Annotated in this window: 17 protein-coding genes; 6 read left to right on the forward strand and 11 right to left on the reverse strand. The window is 65.1% G+C overall.

From position 1 onward, the window contains the following. Positions 1-21: 21 nt before the first annotated feature. From ACM9LD_RS08345 to ACM9LD_RS08365, 5 genes are read right to left on the reverse strand one after another with little or no spacing between them, the layout of a single operon-like run. Positions 22-687 (reverse strand): arsenate reductase/protein-tyrosine-phosphatase family protein, encoded by a 666-nt coding sequence (locus tag ACM9LD_RS08345; protein WP_068526159.1) that lies wholly within the window; start codon positions 685-687, stop codon positions 22-24. Between the two features lie 43 nt (positions 688-730). Further along, positions 731-1,174, reverse strand: coding sequence for an arsenate-mycothiol transferase ArsC (locus ACM9LD_RS08350; RefSeq protein WP_068526160.1), 444 nt, complete (start codon positions 1,172-1,174; stop codon positions 731-733). After that, a complete protein-coding gene (gene arsB / locus ACM9LD_RS08355; protein ID WP_415676221.1) occupies positions 1,174-2,289 on the reverse strand; it encodes an ACR3 family arsenite efflux transporter in 1,116 nt (371 codons plus the stop codon). The genes ACM9LD_RS08350 and arsB overlap by 1 nt, the downstream gene beginning before the upstream one ends. Then, positions 2,286-2,660 (reverse strand): ArsR/SmtB family transcription factor, encoded by a 375-nt coding sequence (locus ACM9LD_RS08360; RefSeq protein WP_068526162.1) that lies wholly within the window; start codon positions 2,658-2,660, stop codon positions 2,286-2,288. Before ACM9LD_RS08360 ends, arsB begins: the two co-directional genes overlap by 4 nt. Positions 2,661-2,706: 46 nt before the next feature. Continuing rightward, entirely contained in the window at positions 2,707-3,096 is a 390-nt protein-coding gene (locus ACM9LD_RS08365; RefSeq protein WP_068526163.1) for a heavy metal-responsive transcriptional regulator, read from the reverse strand. Between the two features lie 65 nt (positions 3,097-3,161). Here ACM9LD_RS08365 and merA point away from each other — a divergent pair, with 65 nt between their 5' ends. The 3 genes from merA to ACM9LD_RS08380 are packed head-to-tail and all read left to right on the forward strand — an operon-like array spanning position 3,162 to position 5,739. After that, the gene (merA, locus tag ACM9LD_RS08370; protein ID WP_068526164.1) at positions 3,162-4,586 is read left to right on the forward strand and encodes a mercury(II) reductase; all 1,425 of its coding nucleotides are present in this window, start codon (positions 3,162-3,164) and stop codon (positions 4,584-4,586) included. A gap of 38 nt (positions 4,587-4,624) precedes the next feature. Next, entirely contained in the window at positions 4,625-5,287 is a 663-nt protein-coding gene (gene merB / locus ACM9LD_RS08375) for an organomercurial lyase MerB (protein WP_074850279.1), read from the forward strand. Further along, positions 5,284-5,739 (forward strand): hypothetical protein, encoded by a 456-nt coding sequence (locus ACM9LD_RS08380; RefSeq protein ID WP_126195754.1) that lies wholly within the window; start codon positions 5,284-5,286, stop codon positions 5,737-5,739. Before merB ends, ACM9LD_RS08380 begins: the two co-directional genes overlap by 4 nt. A gap of 168 nt (positions 5,740-5,907) precedes the next feature. On the opposite strand, the gene ACM9LD_RS08385 is transcribed toward ACM9LD_RS08380, so the two are convergent. Further along, positions 5,908-6,369, reverse strand: a complete 462-nt coding sequence (locus tag ACM9LD_RS08385; RefSeq protein ID WP_068526166.1) for an ArsI/CadI family heavy metal resistance metalloenzyme — start codon at positions 6,367-6,369, stop codon at positions 5,908-5,910. Positions 6,370-6,464: 95 nt separating this feature from the next. Here ACM9LD_RS08385 and ACM9LD_RS08390 point away from each other — a divergent pair, with 95 nt between their 5' ends. From ACM9LD_RS08390 to ACM9LD_RS08400, 3 genes are all read left to right on the forward strand, one after another. Further along, positions 6,465-6,818: an Rv2640c family ArsR-like transcriptional regulator gene (locus ACM9LD_RS08390; RefSeq protein ID WP_068526167.1), complete on the forward strand. Its 354-nt coding sequence runs from the start codon at positions 6,465-6,467 to the stop codon at positions 6,816-6,818. A 364-nt stretch (positions 6,819-7,182) separates the two neighbouring features. Continuing rightward, complete coding sequence (locus ACM9LD_RS08395; protein WP_126195753.1) at positions 7,183-7,494, forward strand: AbrB/MazE/SpoVT family DNA-binding domain-containing protein; 312 nt, start codon at positions 7,183-7,185, stop codon at positions 7,492-7,494. Beyond that, the gene (locus ACM9LD_RS08400; protein ID WP_068526169.1) at positions 7,491-8,114 is read left to right on the forward strand and encodes a hypothetical protein; all 624 of its coding nucleotides are present in this window, start codon (positions 7,491-7,493) and stop codon (positions 8,112-8,114) included. Before ACM9LD_RS08395 ends, ACM9LD_RS08400 begins: the two co-directional genes overlap by 4 nt. Here the strand turns inward: ACM9LD_RS08400 and ACM9LD_RS08405 are convergent. The 5 genes from ACM9LD_RS08405 to ACM9LD_RS08425 all read right to left on the reverse strand — a co-directional run. After that, complete coding sequence (locus ACM9LD_RS08405; RefSeq protein ID WP_126195752.1) at positions 8,089-9,246, reverse strand: hypothetical protein; 1,158 nt, start codon at positions 9,244-9,246, stop codon at positions 8,089-8,091. The two genes, ACM9LD_RS08400 and ACM9LD_RS08405, sit on opposite strands and share 26 nt — an antisense overlap. Before the next feature lie 379 nt (positions 9,247-9,625). Continuing rightward, complete coding sequence (locus ACM9LD_RS08410) at positions 9,626-12,220, reverse strand: TniQ family protein (protein ID WP_040765942.1); 2,595 nt, start codon at positions 12,218-12,220, stop codon at positions 9,626-9,628. Next, positions 12,217-13,320 carry an AAA family ATPase gene (locus ACM9LD_RS08415; protein ID WP_019201592.1) on the reverse strand — a complete coding sequence of 368 codons (1,104 nt, stop codon included), beginning with the start codon at positions 13,318-13,320 and terminating at the stop codon, positions 12,217-12,219. Before ACM9LD_RS08415 ends, ACM9LD_RS08410 begins: the two co-directional genes overlap by 4 nt. After that, positions 13,317-15,425, reverse strand: coding sequence for a helix-turn-helix domain-containing protein (locus ACM9LD_RS08420; RefSeq protein ID WP_068526171.1), 2,109 nt, complete (start codon positions 15,423-15,425; stop codon positions 13,317-13,319). Before ACM9LD_RS08420 ends, ACM9LD_RS08415 begins: the two co-directional genes overlap by 4 nt. A gap of 35 nt (positions 15,426-15,460) precedes the next feature. Then, a partial coding sequence (locus ACM9LD_RS08425; RefSeq protein ID WP_415676222.1) for a TnsA-like heteromeric transposase endonuclease subunit occupies positions 15,461-16,123 on the reverse strand: 663 nt, incomplete at its 5' end.

A 16,123-nucleotide genomic window follows, 5' to 3' on the forward strand; every position in this document is an offset into this window, starting at 1 on the left:
CACGTCGATCAAAGGGGTGGGTCAGGTGATCGTGGGATGGAGCTCGGCGAGGAGGTCTTTGACGCGGCGGTCGAGGTCGTCACGGATCAGGCGGACGGTCTCGATGGGGTGGTTGTCGGGGTCGGCGACCTGCCAGTCCAGGTACCGCTTGCCCGGGTAGACCGGGCAGGCGTCGCCGCAGCCCATGGAGATCACCACGTCCGCGGCCGCGACCACGTCGTCGGTGAGAGGCTTGGGAAACTCAGCGGCCAGGTCGAGCCCGACCTCGGTCATGGCCTGCTCGACGATCGGGTTGATCACCGCAGCAGGCAGCGACCCGGCGGAGCGTACGTGCACCGCCCCGGCCGCGTGGTGTGTCAGGAGCGCGGCAGCCATCTGCGAGCGGCCCGCGTTGTGGACGCAGATGAACAGCACCTCGGGCACGGTCTTGGTGCTCGCACCGGTCGACTGCGCCAGGGCGGCGAGACGCTCGGCGGCGAACCGGCCGGCGAGAGTCACCAGGTGAGTGTGGATGCGGGCGGTGCGCCGCAGCGCGGTGTAGGACTCGAAGACGACCCGTTCGACGGTCTGCTCGGAGACGATCCCGCGGTACTGGGCGGCGAGCCGCTCCGCGGTCCGCGCCAGCAGGGCCTGGGGCATCAGCAGTTCCGGTGTTCCGGCCGACTCGGTCGTGGCGTTGGCGTTCATCCGACTTTCTCCCGCTTCTCGGGCTTCCCGGCCTGCTCGGTCGCTACCGGGTGGTGAGTTCGGCTGCCAGCGCGGTGACGCGGGCGGCGATGTCGTCGCGCACGAGGCGCATCCGCTCGATCCCGTCGATGCCCCGCTCCGACGGCTCGTCGGTATCCCAGTTGACCAACGCGACACCGTCCGGGGTGTCGACGACGGCTTCCCGGCCGAGAGTGACCACCAGGTCCACCCGGGCGAGCAGCGCCGGGTCGATCGGTTTCGGGGTCTCGCCGGTGATGTCGACACCGACCTCAGCCAGCGACTCGGCGGACAGGCCGTTGACCACGGAGCCGGGCTTGGTGCCGGCCGAGTGCACCTCGACGGCATCGCCGACGGTCTTGCGCATCAGGCCGGCGGCCATCTGGGACTTGCCGCCGTTCTTCACGCACACGAACAACACGCTCGGCGTGGCCGATTCGGTGTCGGCGGTGATCGTATTGTCGGACATCAGTTCACACTCCTGGACGGATCCGCGGTCGCGGCGGTGGAGGACGGGGTCAGCGGGAAGCGCTTGCGCAGGGCCAGCGAGACATAGACCAGGCCGACCAGGACGGGGACCTCGATGAGCGGCCCGACGACGCCCGCGAGGGCTTGGCCGGAGGTGGCGCCGTAGGTGGCGATCGCGACGGCGATGGCGAGCTCGAAGTTGTTGCCGGCGGCGGTAAACGCGAGCGTGGTGGTGCGCTCGTAGCCGAGTCCCATGACGGCGCCGAGCAGGTACCCGCCGCCCCACATCACGGCGAAGTACACCAGCAGCGGCAGGGCGATACGGGCGACGTCCCACGGGCGGGAGGTGATCTGCTCGCCCTGCAGGGCGAACAGGATGACGATGGTGAACAGCAGCCCGTAGAGGGCACATGGTCCGATCCGGGGGAGGAACTTCGTTTCGTACCAGTCGCGGCCCTTGGTCTTCTCTCCGATTCGGCGGGAGAGGTAGCCGGCGAGGAGCGGGATGCCGAGGAAGATCAGCACGGATTTGGCGATCTGCCAGGGCGAGGTGCTGATGGTGGTCTGTTCGAGGCCGAGCCAGCCGGGCAGGATCGAGAGGTAGAACCAGCCGAGGACGGCGAACATGATCACCTGGAACACCGAGTTCAGCGCCACGAGGACGGCTGCGGCTTCGCGGTCGCCGCAGGCGAGGTCGTTCCAGATGATCACCATGGCGATGCACCGGGCGAGGCCGACGATGATTAGGCCGGTGCGGTACTCGGGCAGGTCGGGCAGGAAGATCCAGGCGAGTGCGAACATCAGCGCCGGGCCCAGGATCCAGTTCAGGAAGAGGGAGCCGAGCAGGAGCTTGCGGTCGCCGGTGACGGTGTCGAGGCGGTCGTAGCGGACCTTCGCCAGCACCGGGTACATCATGATCAACAGGCCCAGGGCGATCGGCAGCGAGACACCGTCGACCTGGATCCTCTCCAGCGCGGTGTTCAGCCCGGGGATCATCCGGCCGAGCAGCAGGCCGGCGACCATGGCGACACCGATCCACACCGGCAGGAACCGGTCGAGGATGGACAGCTTGCCGACGACCGGCTGATGCTCAGTCGTCGGGGCGGGGCTGGTCACGAAAGAACCTCCAACGAGATGGCGGGGTCACCGGACTGCAGGATCCCGGCGAGCGAGGACAGGACTTCGGGGATGACGCGGTAGTACACCCACGAGGCGCGGCGCTCGGACTCGAGCAGGCCTGCGGTCTTGAGGACCTTGAGGTGGTGCGAGATCGTCGGTTGCGAGACGTCCACCGCCGGCGAGATGTCACACACGCAAGCCTCGCCTCCCTCGTGGCTGGCGATCAGGCTGAACAGGCGCAGCCGGACCGGGTCGGCCAGGGCCTTGAACACCGCCGCGAGGTCGACGGACTGCCCCTCCGACAGAGGCTCACGGACCAGCGGTGAGCACCGCACGGTCACATCGGTCAACGGAATCGAATTCGACACACATCAATATTGACAGATATCGATGTTGGACACAAGCGTGTCTGGGTTATAGGTAGCGACAGATATCTTCGCTAGCGCACGACTTCGGATCGGTGTGTTCGGCCGCTTGGCGTAGGTGGGTGATGTTGTCGCGCAGTGCGATCAGTTCCGCGATCTGTTGATCGAGGTGGTGGATCGACCTGTCTAGCTGGTCGCGTACGTGATCACATGGGGCTTGGCCGGTGCCGCGTATGTCGATGATTCTTTTGACTTGCGCGAGAGTGAGTGCCGCCGCCTGCCCCCTCTTGATGAATTGCACGATGCCGATGGCGTCGGGGGTGTAGTTGCGGTATCCACCGGCGGTACGTCCCGGTTCAGGGAGGAGCCCCGCTTCCTCGTAGTACCGCAGCGTCGATGGCGTGGCGCCAGATTTGCGGGCGAGTTCTCCGATCCGCATCGGGTCCTCCCTGTCCGGATTCTGGGCTTGACCTTCAAGGGTACTGGAGGGTTGATGATGGTGACATGAGTGAAGAGTTTGATCTTGCGATCGTTGGTTCGGGTGCTGCAGCGATGGCGGCGGCGATCCGCGCAACAGCCATGGGCAAGTCCGTGGTGATGATCGAGCGAGGCACTTTCGGCGGCACCTGTGTGAATACCGGTTGCGTGCCGTCGAAGGCGTTGATCGCCGCGGCGCAGGCACAGCACACGGTCTCTGATGCTGGCCGGTTCCCGGGGGTCGGTGCGACCGCCGTGCCGGTAGATATGGCCGCCCTGGCGGCGGGGACACGGCGCTTGGCAGAGTCGATGCGGTCAGAGAAGTACGTTGCCGTTGCGGACTCGTACGGCTGGCGCCGCGTCCAGGGTGCGGCCGCGTTCGCGGGAACGCGGGCAGCGCCATCGCTGGTGGTCACAGCTCCCGATGGGACTACCGAGACGATAATTGCTCGACGGTACTTGGTGGCAACAGGGGCCCAACCGTCGATTCCGTCGATTCCCGGACTCAATCTGGTCGACTACCTGACGTCGACGACCGCGATGGAGTTGACCGCAGTCCCGGAATCACTCCTAGTGATCGGCGGCGGGTTCATCGCGCTCGAGCAGGCGCAACTCTTCGCGCGACTGGGGGCGAAGGTAACCGTTTTGGTGCGGTCCAGGATCGCTTCGGCCGAAGATGCTGACGTCGCAGATGCTCTCCTGGAAGCGCTCGCTGACGAGCACATCGAGGTAGTGCAGCTCGCGACCGCGACCTCGGTCGACACCGAGGCGGGTGAGGTCGTCGTGACCGCCTCCAGCCCTGGTGGACAAGGCGACTTCCGTGCGGCGAAGCTGCTCGTCGCGACGGGCAGAACCCCGAATACTAGAGGTTTGAATCTGGAGACGGTTGGAGTCGACACGAGCACCAGCGGCGCGATCCTCGTGTCGAATCAGCTCAGAACATCAAACCCGCGTGTGTGGGCAGCGGGCGATGTGACCGGCCATCCCGAGTTCGTCTATGTCGCAGCCGCGCAAGGCACAACGGTCGCCGACAACATGTTCGGACAGACCCCGCGGTCGTTGGACTACACGCACCTGCCGCGCGTGATGTTCACCAGTCCGGCAATCGGGAGCGTCGGTATGACCGAGACGCAGGCCCTCGCAAGCGGAATCCGGTACACGAGCTCGCTTCTTCCGCTCACTCACGTACCCCGGGCCCAAGTTGACCGAGATACCCGAGGCTTCATCAAGCTCATCGCAGACTCCGATAGTCATCGAGTCCTCGGAATTTCGGCGGTCGCGAATAGTGCCGGCGAGATCGCCGCCGCTGGGGTCTACATCCTCGAAGCAAGGATGACCGTCGAGCAGGTCGCCCGGACATGGGCGCCCTACCTGACCATGGCCGAGGGCATCAAAATCGCCGCACAATCCTTCAGCACCGACATCGCCCAGCTCTCCTGCTGCGCTTCCTAATTCCTGATTCCACCGATCCGCAAGCGAAGTCCCAGACAATGACCAATCCACTCGATCGACTCATCACCCCCGAGGGGTCCGGCCTCGATCCGGCAGTCCTGGTTCCCCTACTCAGGCTCCTCTCCAAGGGAAACCCCGTCAGCGTAGAGGACTTAGCAGCTGCGGCCGGACTGTCGGAACCCGATGTACGGGAACGACTCCAATCCGTTTCCGACACCGAATACGACGATCGCGACCAAATAGTCGGGCAAGGACTGACCCTCCGTCCGACCCCGCATCGGTTCACCGTCGCAGGTCACGAACTGTTCACGTGGTGCGCACTCGACACCCTGATCTTCCCCACACTCCTAAACCAGTCAGCCACCATCGAGTCGACCTCACCCGCGAGCGGTCAAACGATCAGAATCTCTGTCACGGCAGACACCGTGACCAGCATCGAACCCGACACCGCAGTGCTATCGCTCGTCGACCCCGATGACCTCAGCTCGCTTCGAACGTCGTTCTGCAACCAAGTGCACTTCTTCGCCTCCCCACACGATGCCCAAACGTGGACGCGCGAAAATCCCGGCAACCAACTCCTCGACATCACCCACGCGCACGCCCTCGGGAAAGCTCTCGCTGAACAAGCGCTCATCAGCCCGGACACAGCCCGACAGGCCGGATGCTGCTCGCCGGATCAGCACGAAGGAACCGCCCAATGACCAACACAGTGAAATCGCCCCTCGCACGCAGGACAAGAGAGATCGGCCGATGGGGCACCGCCGCCCGGACAGTGATCGGTGCCGCTTTCGTGGGAGCCGGGATCATCATCGGACCTTCCACAATCGACCTCATCATCGCGGTCGCACTGGTCCCTGCCGCGATCACCCTCGCGGTTGTACTTCGGGGTCGTGATTCGGCACCACTGCGGGTCACAGGCGCGTGGGCCATGGCCACTAACACGCTGGTCTTCTTCGCGTTCTTCGCGCTCACCCCGCCGGCGGCAGCAACGTTCTACGGGCTTTCCATGCTGCTCGCCGCTAGCCGCGGGCTCGCAGCCTGCGAAGTGATGGCGGCATCGAACGTGATCCTCAACCGAAACGACCAAGTCGGTTGCCCTGTCTTTACCCCGATCGACCGCATCGAGGGATTCCACCCACGCGACTGCGCCTAACCGCAGATGCCTCTCCTCCAGCGCAGCCTCCGCCCAGGGGGACGCCGACCGCGAGAACCAGCCGGTACAGCGCAGTGCGGCCCGCTACTGCGTTTCGCGCCAGCGCTCTCTGGTAACCGCGTCGATGGCCGCCACCCGAAGCGGTGACGGCCATCGATCGAGGGCGGACTAGCAGCAGTTCGCCGCCGCAGGGGTGCAGCACGCGGCCGGCGTCGCTTCGGAGTCCTCGGCTGTCGTCGCCGGAGTGTGTCCGCCGTCGAAGGTCTCGGCGTCAGCGAGGACGGTGTAGACCTCCCAACGCTCGGCGTCGGGGGCGGTGACCCAGACCTTGTCCTGGGTGGCGAAGCAACAGGTGGCGCCGATCTCCTCCTCGGTGAACAGCTGCTCCTCGGTGAGGCGGGCGATCTCAGCGTGCACCTTGTCGCTGGAGTCCACCTCGACGCCGAGATGGTTGATGCTGCCGCCCTGGCCGGGGTTCTCCAGCAGGACCAGCTTGAGCGCCGGGTCGGCGACGGCGAAGTTGGCGTAACCGGGCTTGACCTTCGCCGGGCCCGTGCCGAACAGCTTGGTGTAGAACGCGATCGACTGATCGAGGTCATCGACATTGAGGGCGAGCTGGACGCGGGACATGAGAACCTCCGAGGCTTCGACATACATCTAACTGTTGCTCGTTCAGTTCTAGACCACGCTTTGACATATGTCAACGAGTAGGTAGATTGAAGCGTATGCCCAAGACGCTCCCCGTCGTCGACATCAGCGCCCCGATCTGCTGTGCTCCGCTGGCCGCCGGCGTGATGGACGAGGCCGCGGCACTCGAGCTCGCCCTGCGCCTCAAGGCCCTCGCCGACCCGGCCCGGATCCAGCTGATCTCGATCCTCATGGCCGCACGTCCAGGCGAAATCAGCACCGGCGACCTCGCCGACACGGTGGGCCTGTCGTCGGCGACCGTCAGTCACCACCTGAGCCAGCTCAAGAAGGCCGGCCTCGTCAGCTCCGAGCGGCGCGGGATCAACGTCTTCTACCGGGCCGAACCTGACTCCCTTGAAGCGCTCCGGGCCGTCCTGGCCACGTGCTGCTAGCGCGAACGCGCCTCTCGCGCGCAGGTAGTGGCTGCACGACACCGTCGCGAGGCTCCCCGGCACAGCACCAGCACGATCGCCTGCGGCAGGATCGACACGCGTGGACCACATCGAGCAGCAGCTAGAGCAACAGCTCCGCGAACGCGGCATCCCCCTCACTGCGGCTGAGTTCCTCCGCGCCGTCCTCGAAGCCCTCGACGACGGCGCTTCCGTGCCTTAGCGGGACAGCGGTCGGCACGAGGAACATGCGCTGTAATCCGCAGTACCAGTGACTGTTCGGTCCTTGACTGCTAAAATCAGCAGTATGCTTCCCACGGGTCCCCGGACGATCGACAGCTTCCGCCGGATCACCATCCCAGCGAAGGTGGCGAAGGCGTCCGGAGTGCGGCAGCCTTCGTGGGTCCGGATCGGTGTCGTCGCCGACCAGAGGATCGTCGAGATCATTCCCACTCGCGGCCCGCGCGGGACGAAGCCGTCCGTACGAGGTAACCCGGATCGTCCGCGGCGGCTGCGGACGTCGCGACAGATCGCGCTGCCGGCGGCGGTCCTCGACTCGGTCGGTCTGGACATTGGGAGCGTCGTGGCGTTCCTGGCCCTGGAGGACCGCATTCATCTGTTCGCCGCGTCGCGGGTCATCGCGCCGGAGCCCGCGCCCGTGGGAGAGGAAGACCAGTGACGGCGCGGCGACGTACCCGGTCAATCCACGCAGAGGCGGGTCAGCTCCCCCTGTTCGACGTCCCTGCCGTCGCGCCGGCGGATCTGGTCGACGCGGCCGTGGTCGCGGCTGCGGAGCTCGTCCTCGATAGCTCGGTGTCGGTGTTGCCGCGGACCGAACTGTCGGGGCTTCGCGGGTATCCGGTGGTCCGATGGTCGTCGACCGTCGCCGAACGGATGTCGTCCGGGGCGGGACCGATGCTCGACGCGCAGGTCCTCGAGCTGTGGGAGATGTGCCCGGCGGAGGGCGCGGGGGCGCCGCCGGCGGCGCCGTTGAGCATCGTCGGGTTCGTCGCCACCGGGCAGTGGAAGAGGGCCCTGTATGTCGCCAGTGAGCTTCGCGGGTTCGGCGAGACCGTGGTGCTGACCGAGCGGCGGCCCACGGCGCTGAGCTTGACGGCGGCGGACCTCGCCGACGTGAGCGTGGTGCATACCTCTCACGCCGGCGAGGAACTACTGGTGCGGGGATCGAAGGTTGCCGATCCTCCGCGGATCGTCGCGGTGCGGTACTGGGAGGAGCGGCTATTCGCTCACGCCCTCGCGACAGGGGTGCCGATCACGCCGCAGCCGGCTCCGGCGTAGCGCCGATCCAGGCGGACAGGGCGCGTTTGCGCTTCCAGTCCCCGCCGGTGAGCTTCTCGATCTCGATGTTGCTCTCGTGGGCGGCCTCGCACATCGCCGTCCACGCCTGCGGGCCGTTGTGGGCGGCGATAGCGGTGGCCAAACCGCGACCGAGCATCGCGACCGCGGAGACCGAATGCGAGAACGCTGCTGCCTTCGGGATGTCAGCCGTGCGGATCCAGGTCAGGTCCCGTCCACCGCAGAGTGCGCAGTCGCAGCACCACGCGGCGTGGGACTTGTCCTTGAGGTAATGCCGCTCGAACGCGGTCAGCGACGTGTACGCGAGAAGCTCCGGGAGGATGAACGACACCGACCCGCTGGTGCCGCCCCCGCCGATGTCGGGGTAGATGTGCCGGTAGGTGGTCGATGACCCCATCGCCGCGCCTGCGGCGCCGTACGCCAGCGCCCCCAACCCCGCCGTGTCACTGCGCAGGAGCAGCACCGGGACATCTGCGGTGAGGACGTGCACCAGCCCGGTCACGACGTTGGTCCGGTCGAACGGGTCGTCGGTGTCTTCGACCATCAACGCCACGGGGATGCCGTGCGCGTTGATCTCAGACCGGAGCGAATCGGCGGCGTGCGAAAGCCACCAGCTCGCGATCGGCAGCGCCGCAATCACCTGTCCACCGAAGCGGGCCGCCGTCTTCAGGGTGGTCCGCAGCCCAGCGGTGTCGCCCTTGGCCACATAGCCGGAATCGGTCAATGCCCACGTCAGGCCCGCGCTACGTTGCACGGTGATCCAGTCGCGGGTCGGCTCCGCCGTCGCCACCTTCCGCTGCCGGCCGCTGTAGAGGTTCGCGTCGAGCAGCAACGCTGCTTCGGGGCACTTCTTGCGGGTCTGATCCGCCGCGGTCCTCGCCACCGCGGAGCGGTGGGTCCGGGACTGCCACGGCACGGAGTAGACCGCGCCGACACCTTCCGACGCGATCAGCGCGCGAGTCGGGTCGATCAAGGTCGTCGGGACCTGAACGAACAGGTCCGTCGACATGCCCTCGAGCCGGTGCTGCCCGACCTGGATGGGCCGGGCACCTCCAGCCCGTTCAGTGCTGGTGGTATCGGTTGTGCGATCAGAGTCGCGACTGTCGTTGGTCAACGGTGCCTCCTCAAGGCAGTGTGGATGAGCCACCACGCCAAGGTCCGCATCGCTCGCCCACACCAGCGTTCCGGTGTTTGGCGAACCCGCGCACACCGTCTACCATCGGAGGCGTCATCCAAAGACATTCGCAACGGTCACGGTATCGAGGGGCGAACCCTCGGAGTGGTGATTCGGTTGTTCAGCTGAGCCCGGTTCGTCGGCAAACGAGCCGGGCTTAGCTGTCTCTATTCTAGAGCCTCACCATGACAGGTTCCGGGACGTGGAATCGCGGTTCGCTCCTGACCCTACCGACGCGACGACGTGCGTGGAGGCTAGGGCATTCCGAACCACGTCTTCACCACCTGAGAGGCCAGGTTCAGGAACTTGGTGCACCGTTTTACCCACCGGGAGACTCGCTAGCAGTTCCGTCCAGCTTTCGAATGGCGTCGATCACCCTCCGTCCGTGGGCGGTCAGGGTCATAGGGCGATTGCGCTCGGCACGGTCGAACAGAGCTCCGCCGGTCTCGCGTTCGAGCCGGAGAAACTGGTTCGTGAGGGTTGCCTGGCTGGTTCCTAACGCGTGTGCAGCCTCGGTCAGCGTGGGGAATCGCGATGCTGCTTTCGCCCGTTCCAGTCGGTCGCGCCCGCCCTGGGCCGCAACAGCTGTGCGCAAGATCGGCGGCACCGTTTTCGCGGCGGCCGCGGCGTCGAGGGCCGCGGTGTGACTGGGTCCGCCGCGGGGTCTCATCGGAATCTCGTGTTTGTTCGCCCACCGAGCCAGGTTCGCCGTGCTCATGCCCAGTTCTCGGGCTATGTCAGGGAGGGCCCTGCTGTTGGTGACATATTGCTGGTAGAGCCAGTCGCGGTCGATGATGATCTTCGCGCGCTCGGTAGCGGGGATCGTCGGGATCTCGTATTCGGTGAGGAGTCGACGGATCACCTGACGACTGACTCCAATACGGTTAGCGATCTGTCGCAAGGTGAGGCGATCGTGATGATAGAGCTGGGTCAAAGCCTCCGGGGGGAGCTGCGTTCGAGCGCTGGCGTACTTCCGGCGGCCGGTATCGACTGGGAGGGGATTGACGATCAGCTCAAGGCGAACCGCCTCGCCAGTGGTGCCGAGGTCGCGGGCGGCGGCGCCGATGGGAAGGTCGCGTTCTCGGATGAGCTTTCGAAGGCGATCACGGTCGATCAGTCCTGGTCGCGGGCCAGGGAGGTCGAGACCAGCGAGGAGCTCAATTGGCGGCTCCCAGGCAATTGGTTCCTCATCGATGCCCGCGGCGTCCAAGAACACCCGTGCGTGGTTGATCAGCTCGTCCCGAAGGCCGGGTGTCAGATCGCGGGGAAACGCGGCGATCTTAGCGAGCAAGTCTGCGGACCCGTCAACCGTGGGGACGCCTGTGAGCTCCTCGCGAAGAAACGCCCGAACAACAGCCGCCCGGGCGGAGCCGCCCTGTGACGGCGTTCCGGTGCGGTGGCAGATCTGCCTCCACTCATCGTCCGGAAGCAAACCGGTGCAATCGAGTGCCCGTCGGCGCTGATAGTCGATCGGTACGCCGCGCTCGACAACGTAATCGGCAACGCGTGTCAGACCCGCGCACACATCGCTCCAGTGTTGATCGGACTCCAGAATCTGTAGGAATCGGGATAGGGCATGGCCAGCCAGGTGACCTCCGACCTGCTGACCAGCGGCCGTCAGATTCAACCGAGTGCCCACCAACTGTAAGGCCGCAGACAATGCCAGGCGCATCATTGTGCGCCTCGCCGCCGGGACCGTGAAGGGCAAACTGATTCCGGCCCAAAATTGCGTCGGCGTGTGACGCGCTAGTAGCTCTGCGCGCCCACTGGTCACCAAGGTGGGAAGGTCGGAGTGAGTGCGGTAGCGAAGTTGGTCGGACGGGTCGAGCATCGGGGATAGCGCGGCGAGCTGGACACCGGTCAGGATTGGTGAGATTCGCGTCCCCCAGCCGATGTTCGTCGGTTGAACACTGAGGCCTGTCTCCCGGGCCGAGGTCACTAACCATCGCAGGCGATCAGCTGCGGCTGCGAGGTCCGAGCAGTGCAGAACGTCGATCGCGGCACTGACGCCAATCGCAGCTGTGACGGCTCTCGCTGGCGCTTCGAGGGCCGGCTTCGTGCGGCTCTGTCGGACTTGTCCGGATCGTGCACCACCTTGTTCATCGACTGCCCGGTACTCAACCGCCAGTTCGGGTCCCACTCGCGCTAAGAGCTCTTCGTCGGTGGCGTAGGACAGTACTCGGCCGCCGATGGCGCGAATGTCGGCAAGCACAGAAGCCGCAGGCTGTGGAAGGCGCGCGTAGACCCCGAACCGCACGACTCCGTCGTCGATGATTCGATCGATGAGGGCCTGTGCCCGAAGAGCGGGGTGCGCACCAGGAAGGTCGAGGACCTCGGCAGCCGTGAGATCGGCGCCGCACCGTCGGGCCTCCCGTCCAATGCCTCCTTCCTGCGCCGGCGATGCACATCGGCCGGGGATCGGGGTGCAGTGGCCCGGGAGCGGGCGGCGGCGTGGAATTCTATGGCAGCGAGGGCATTCGTCGGACAGCAAACAACGATGGTCGGTGCAGGCAAACGCCCAGCCGAGTCGCCATTCGAGCTTCCATCGGCCGCCGTTGCTTCGGAGGCAGTGCGGGCAGAAGCGGGATCCGGTGCGGCGGGTCCATGCCACTTCGCGGCGCAAACTCCGCGACTGCGAGTCGATGCGCACCGCGGTCCCGTCGAACCGGGTGAGGGTCATCATCGAAAATTCGACGTCGCTGCCCGTGGCGGCACACAGGCTGGCTACTTCGGCCTCGCTGAGTGCGATCGTCCAGGGCGGGTACCCAAGACCTGCAGGCGCAGGTATGTCGACTGCGTCGAGAAGGTCTCCCCACGCTGAGTCGGCGCGGAAGGCGATCGCTTCGAGCCAGGAATCGATCGCTTCGCCCGGCACCGGGTCCACCCTGAAGGGAAGCGAACGTGGCACTGTCATCCGGCCCTGCCGATGCGAGTTCTCAGGCAGCCGTTGTCGAATGCCAGGCGCAGTTCTTCGCGAGCCTTCTCCGATGCCTCGTCGATCTTGACCCGATCGAGCAGTTCCTCGTCGAGGCGCTCATACCCAGTCCGGACCGCGCGCTGACATCCCCGGTTGATCAGGGTCATCAGTGAGCCGATCTGGCCGGTACACCGGGCATACAGGTAGTCAGAGAGATCGTCGGCGATCATGCCCGGATACTTTTCGGCCAGAACCACCCGCTGCTCGATCGCCTTGAGCGTCTGACGCCATGCCCGGCGCCCAGCATCATTGGTGACACCGAAAGGATCCATTGTCAGCCGCGTTGTACGCCGGCCGGTCTGCGCGAGAAGAGCATCTCGGTCACTACTGCCCTCGGAGAACAGTCCCCGCGCCTCCAAACCGACGCCAGCGAAGATCACCGTCAACGGGAACTCGTTGGCGATGTACTTGAAGTGGTTGCTGACCTCGACACCGGAGGTGGACTGCAGCCGCAGGAAGTGCAGATCATCGACGATGAGGATCTTCGTTTCGCATGCCAGCACGCAGTCCAGGGCTCGGTGGGCGAAGTCGGCGGCGTTGCCGCGGCGGCCGCCTGGGTGGGCGTAGAACGCGAGCATCGCCCGGTTGAACTCGCGTAGGCCAGTGTTGCCGGTCAGTCCCACCCGGCACACCGGCCACCGTTCATGACCTTCCTCGGTCGTAGTGCCGTTCTCGGCTACTTCGCGGCGGTGGAACGCGCGGGCGAAGCTCAATACCGCGGTGGTCTTCCCTAGTCCGGGTACTGCGTCGATCGCAACGGCGCCTTTCGGTTTGTCTCCGTCCTGGGCGTTGGAGTCGATGACATCCCAGAGGTTTTCGTGCACCTCGACCAGCTGTCTGGTCTTGAGGGGCCCGAGGTTCGCGTGCCACTCGCGGCGCTCACGGTCGTAGTCGGTGCGCTCCTTGTCGGTCAGTCTGTCGAGTTCATCGCGGTTCAACGCCTCCGGTGGAACACGTGCGGGGGTGTTGACGAACTTCTGCCACCCTTCCTTTCGGGCGAGGGTCAGATTGTCGAGTGTCGCGGCGGTTTCGGTCATACGTCCTCCAGCGCGTCGGAGTAGAAGTCATCGATGTTTTCCTGGTCGAATCGATCGTCGTCACCTTCCTCGCCGGCGTAGTCGAGACCGCGATCAATCGCGGTGTCCTCTGCTTGCACATCGCTTTCGTCCTGGTCGGGAGCGAGCACGCGGGCGACCGACGGCAGTCGATCCACACGCGCTTCGCCCTGCGGTCGCTGCGACAGTTCGGTCTCGCGTGACATTCTCAATGCAATGCGCCGTTCCACTCGGGTCGAGCCCAGGCCGATGTTCCACCGCTCCAACAAGTCAGCTACCGCAAGGCGGTCGTTGGGGAATCGGTACTTCGATGCTGCTAGCTTCCTTGCGTAGAGCAGTGCATCCTCGCTGAACGGCATATCGATCGACGGTGCGTGCTCCCACACCAATGTGTGCCAGGTCCGCTCATCTGGGCGCCGGAAGTACACCTTGGTGATGTCGTCGGGATCGCAGTGGATCGGCCATCGTCCCTTGGCCTCGCCGGTGAACCGGCTCGCGAGGTTACGGTAGCCGTTGAGCCCGTCTCCGTTGTAGCGGCGGCCTCCGATCTCGACACCGTAGTGAAGAATTTTCCGCCATACCGGCTTGAGGAACTCGAATGCCAGGTCCGGATCGCGAGGCGCCTCAATGTATCCGGCGCGAGAAACACCGTGCTCGAACATCGCGGCGGGCGACATACGTAAGCCCGGAACTCGCGGGTCGAGCAGGCTCGAATGCTGGCGGTGGTGGTAGACCTGCGCAACCCACTCGCGGATGATGCTTTCGAGCTCGTCGATGTAGAAGAACGCTCCGCCCTCAGGATCCTCGCCGCGCGAGTGGACATCAGGTCCCTTGTACCCCGGCAAGGCCTGGAGGAGATCTTCACGAATAGTACGAAAGAACCGCTCAACTGGCCCTTTGTCGCGGCCGGTTCGGAGCCGAGCTGGCTGCACCGAAATCCCGAAGCGCTGGCACACACTCATCACGTGGTTCGAGAGGTAGACCTTGCCATGGTCCACGACCAGTGTCTCAGGGACAATAGCTGGTCCAGCGGCCGCATCCGCTGGCCGCTCCGCGGTGACATCTACAAGTACCGACCGCGGTACTCCGTGAGCTGGCCACACCGCGTATTCCGGCCAGTCCGCGCCGGCCGGACGTGGGCTGAAAACCTCGTACATCACGGTCGCTACATCAACCGATTTCGTGGAAACCGGGGTCAATCGCAACCCGGTGATGCAGCGGGTGTACCAGTCCATCGCGACGGTCAGTTCGACCTGCACCCATCGCAGCGTCAGAGGATCGAGCCCGAAGACATCGAGCCTGGTTGTGTCCATCAGCATGTACTCGCCAGGCCGAGTTGGACGGAGCTTGCCGTACACGCCTTCTGGCCGCTCAGCGATGTCGCGATTTCGCTTGGCAGACAGTCGAAATGTGGGATAGCGCTGTTCCAGATACTCGAGAACGCGGAAAGCATTTGTCCGAGACGGGATGGCGACGACCCCTTCTCCGAATCGCGCCAAGACCCGTGCCTCCGCGCGTGCCATCACCATCGTGCGGGACGGTTTCGACTCGGTGGCGTGCTCAACCATGACTTCGACAGCTGTGTCTAACCACCGCCGATCGACAGACGGGAAGGGCTCCGCCTCTCTCGTACGTCGCGCGTCTACCAGGCCTGCGGGCCCTTCAGTGCGGAACTTGGACACCCACCGCTCCACAGATCGCAAGCCGACGCCCAGTTCGCGCGCCTTCGCTGCGTAGCGGTCAGTGAGCGGGCGGTCGCCGGAAAACTCCGGCCTGGGCTCCCCCTTGCTCGCAGTCTCCGCGCTGCCAGATCTGTACCCGGTAAGAATCTCGCGTACGTGCCCCGCGCGTTCCGTCACCTTCTGAAGCTCTGCCGCGGACAACTCACCGAAGATGACGCCTGCAGGCTCGGTTGCATCAGTGCTCGAAACGCCAGGGCCGGTCGGGAGGACCCGACCCCGGACCGAAGACAGCAACTCCGCGAGGCCAACTCGCATGTACTGCCCTGCAGCGCTTTTCCCCAGCACATCGACGACGCCCTTAGCCGTGGCGAGCTCCACGATCTCGAACGCCTCGCCGTCGTACATGTACCGTCCGCCAACCTCAACCCGCTCAACGCCACTCACAAGACCCTCGAAATCTGAGTGCGACTAGTGATTGCGGCGTCAATGTCGACGTGCAGCCGACGCCGCCATATCAAGTGCAGCACCGCCGCTCGCACGCTCGCGTCAGGACGATCTGGCATCCGATCGATGAGAGCACCAATCGTCAATCCCACCTGAGCGACCGCCTGAACCGCCTCGCAATGGTCAGGCACGATTGCACTCTCGCGCCGATAGCCAGCGAGGAATCTGACATTCGCGGCCCTCCGCGGCGGCGGCTCGGTGGCGACCTCGTATCGCCACCCCTTGGCCTCGACGACATCCCGAGTCAAGTTCAAAACCCTTGCAACATCATCATTATCAAGCCTTCGAGCAGGCTTTACGTCAACGACGACCGGGCCGGAATCAGTATCGAGTAGGAAGTCCGGAACGTGCCTCCGCAGGACACCATCGACCTCAGTCGCGAGAAGGAAAGGCTGGGCCACGATGCCCCGAACCCGATCGTCGAAGTCTGCGAGCATCAGGTTAGCGAGCTCCAGGCGGGACTCATAGATCACCAGATTGGCTATGACAGCTTGAAGAGGCCCCGGCTCGACGGCTAGACCTGGCCCCGTTTGCGACTCGCCGGTGGTGTTGCGACGGTTTGATCTGGCCCCACCTGATGGTTGCTCGTGAACATCGTT

The organism is Tsukamurella hominis, assembly GCF_965137015.1.
Taxonomy (GTDB): domain Bacteria; phylum Actinomycetota; class Actinomycetes; order Mycobacteriales; family Mycobacteriaceae; genus Tsukamurella; species Tsukamurella hominis.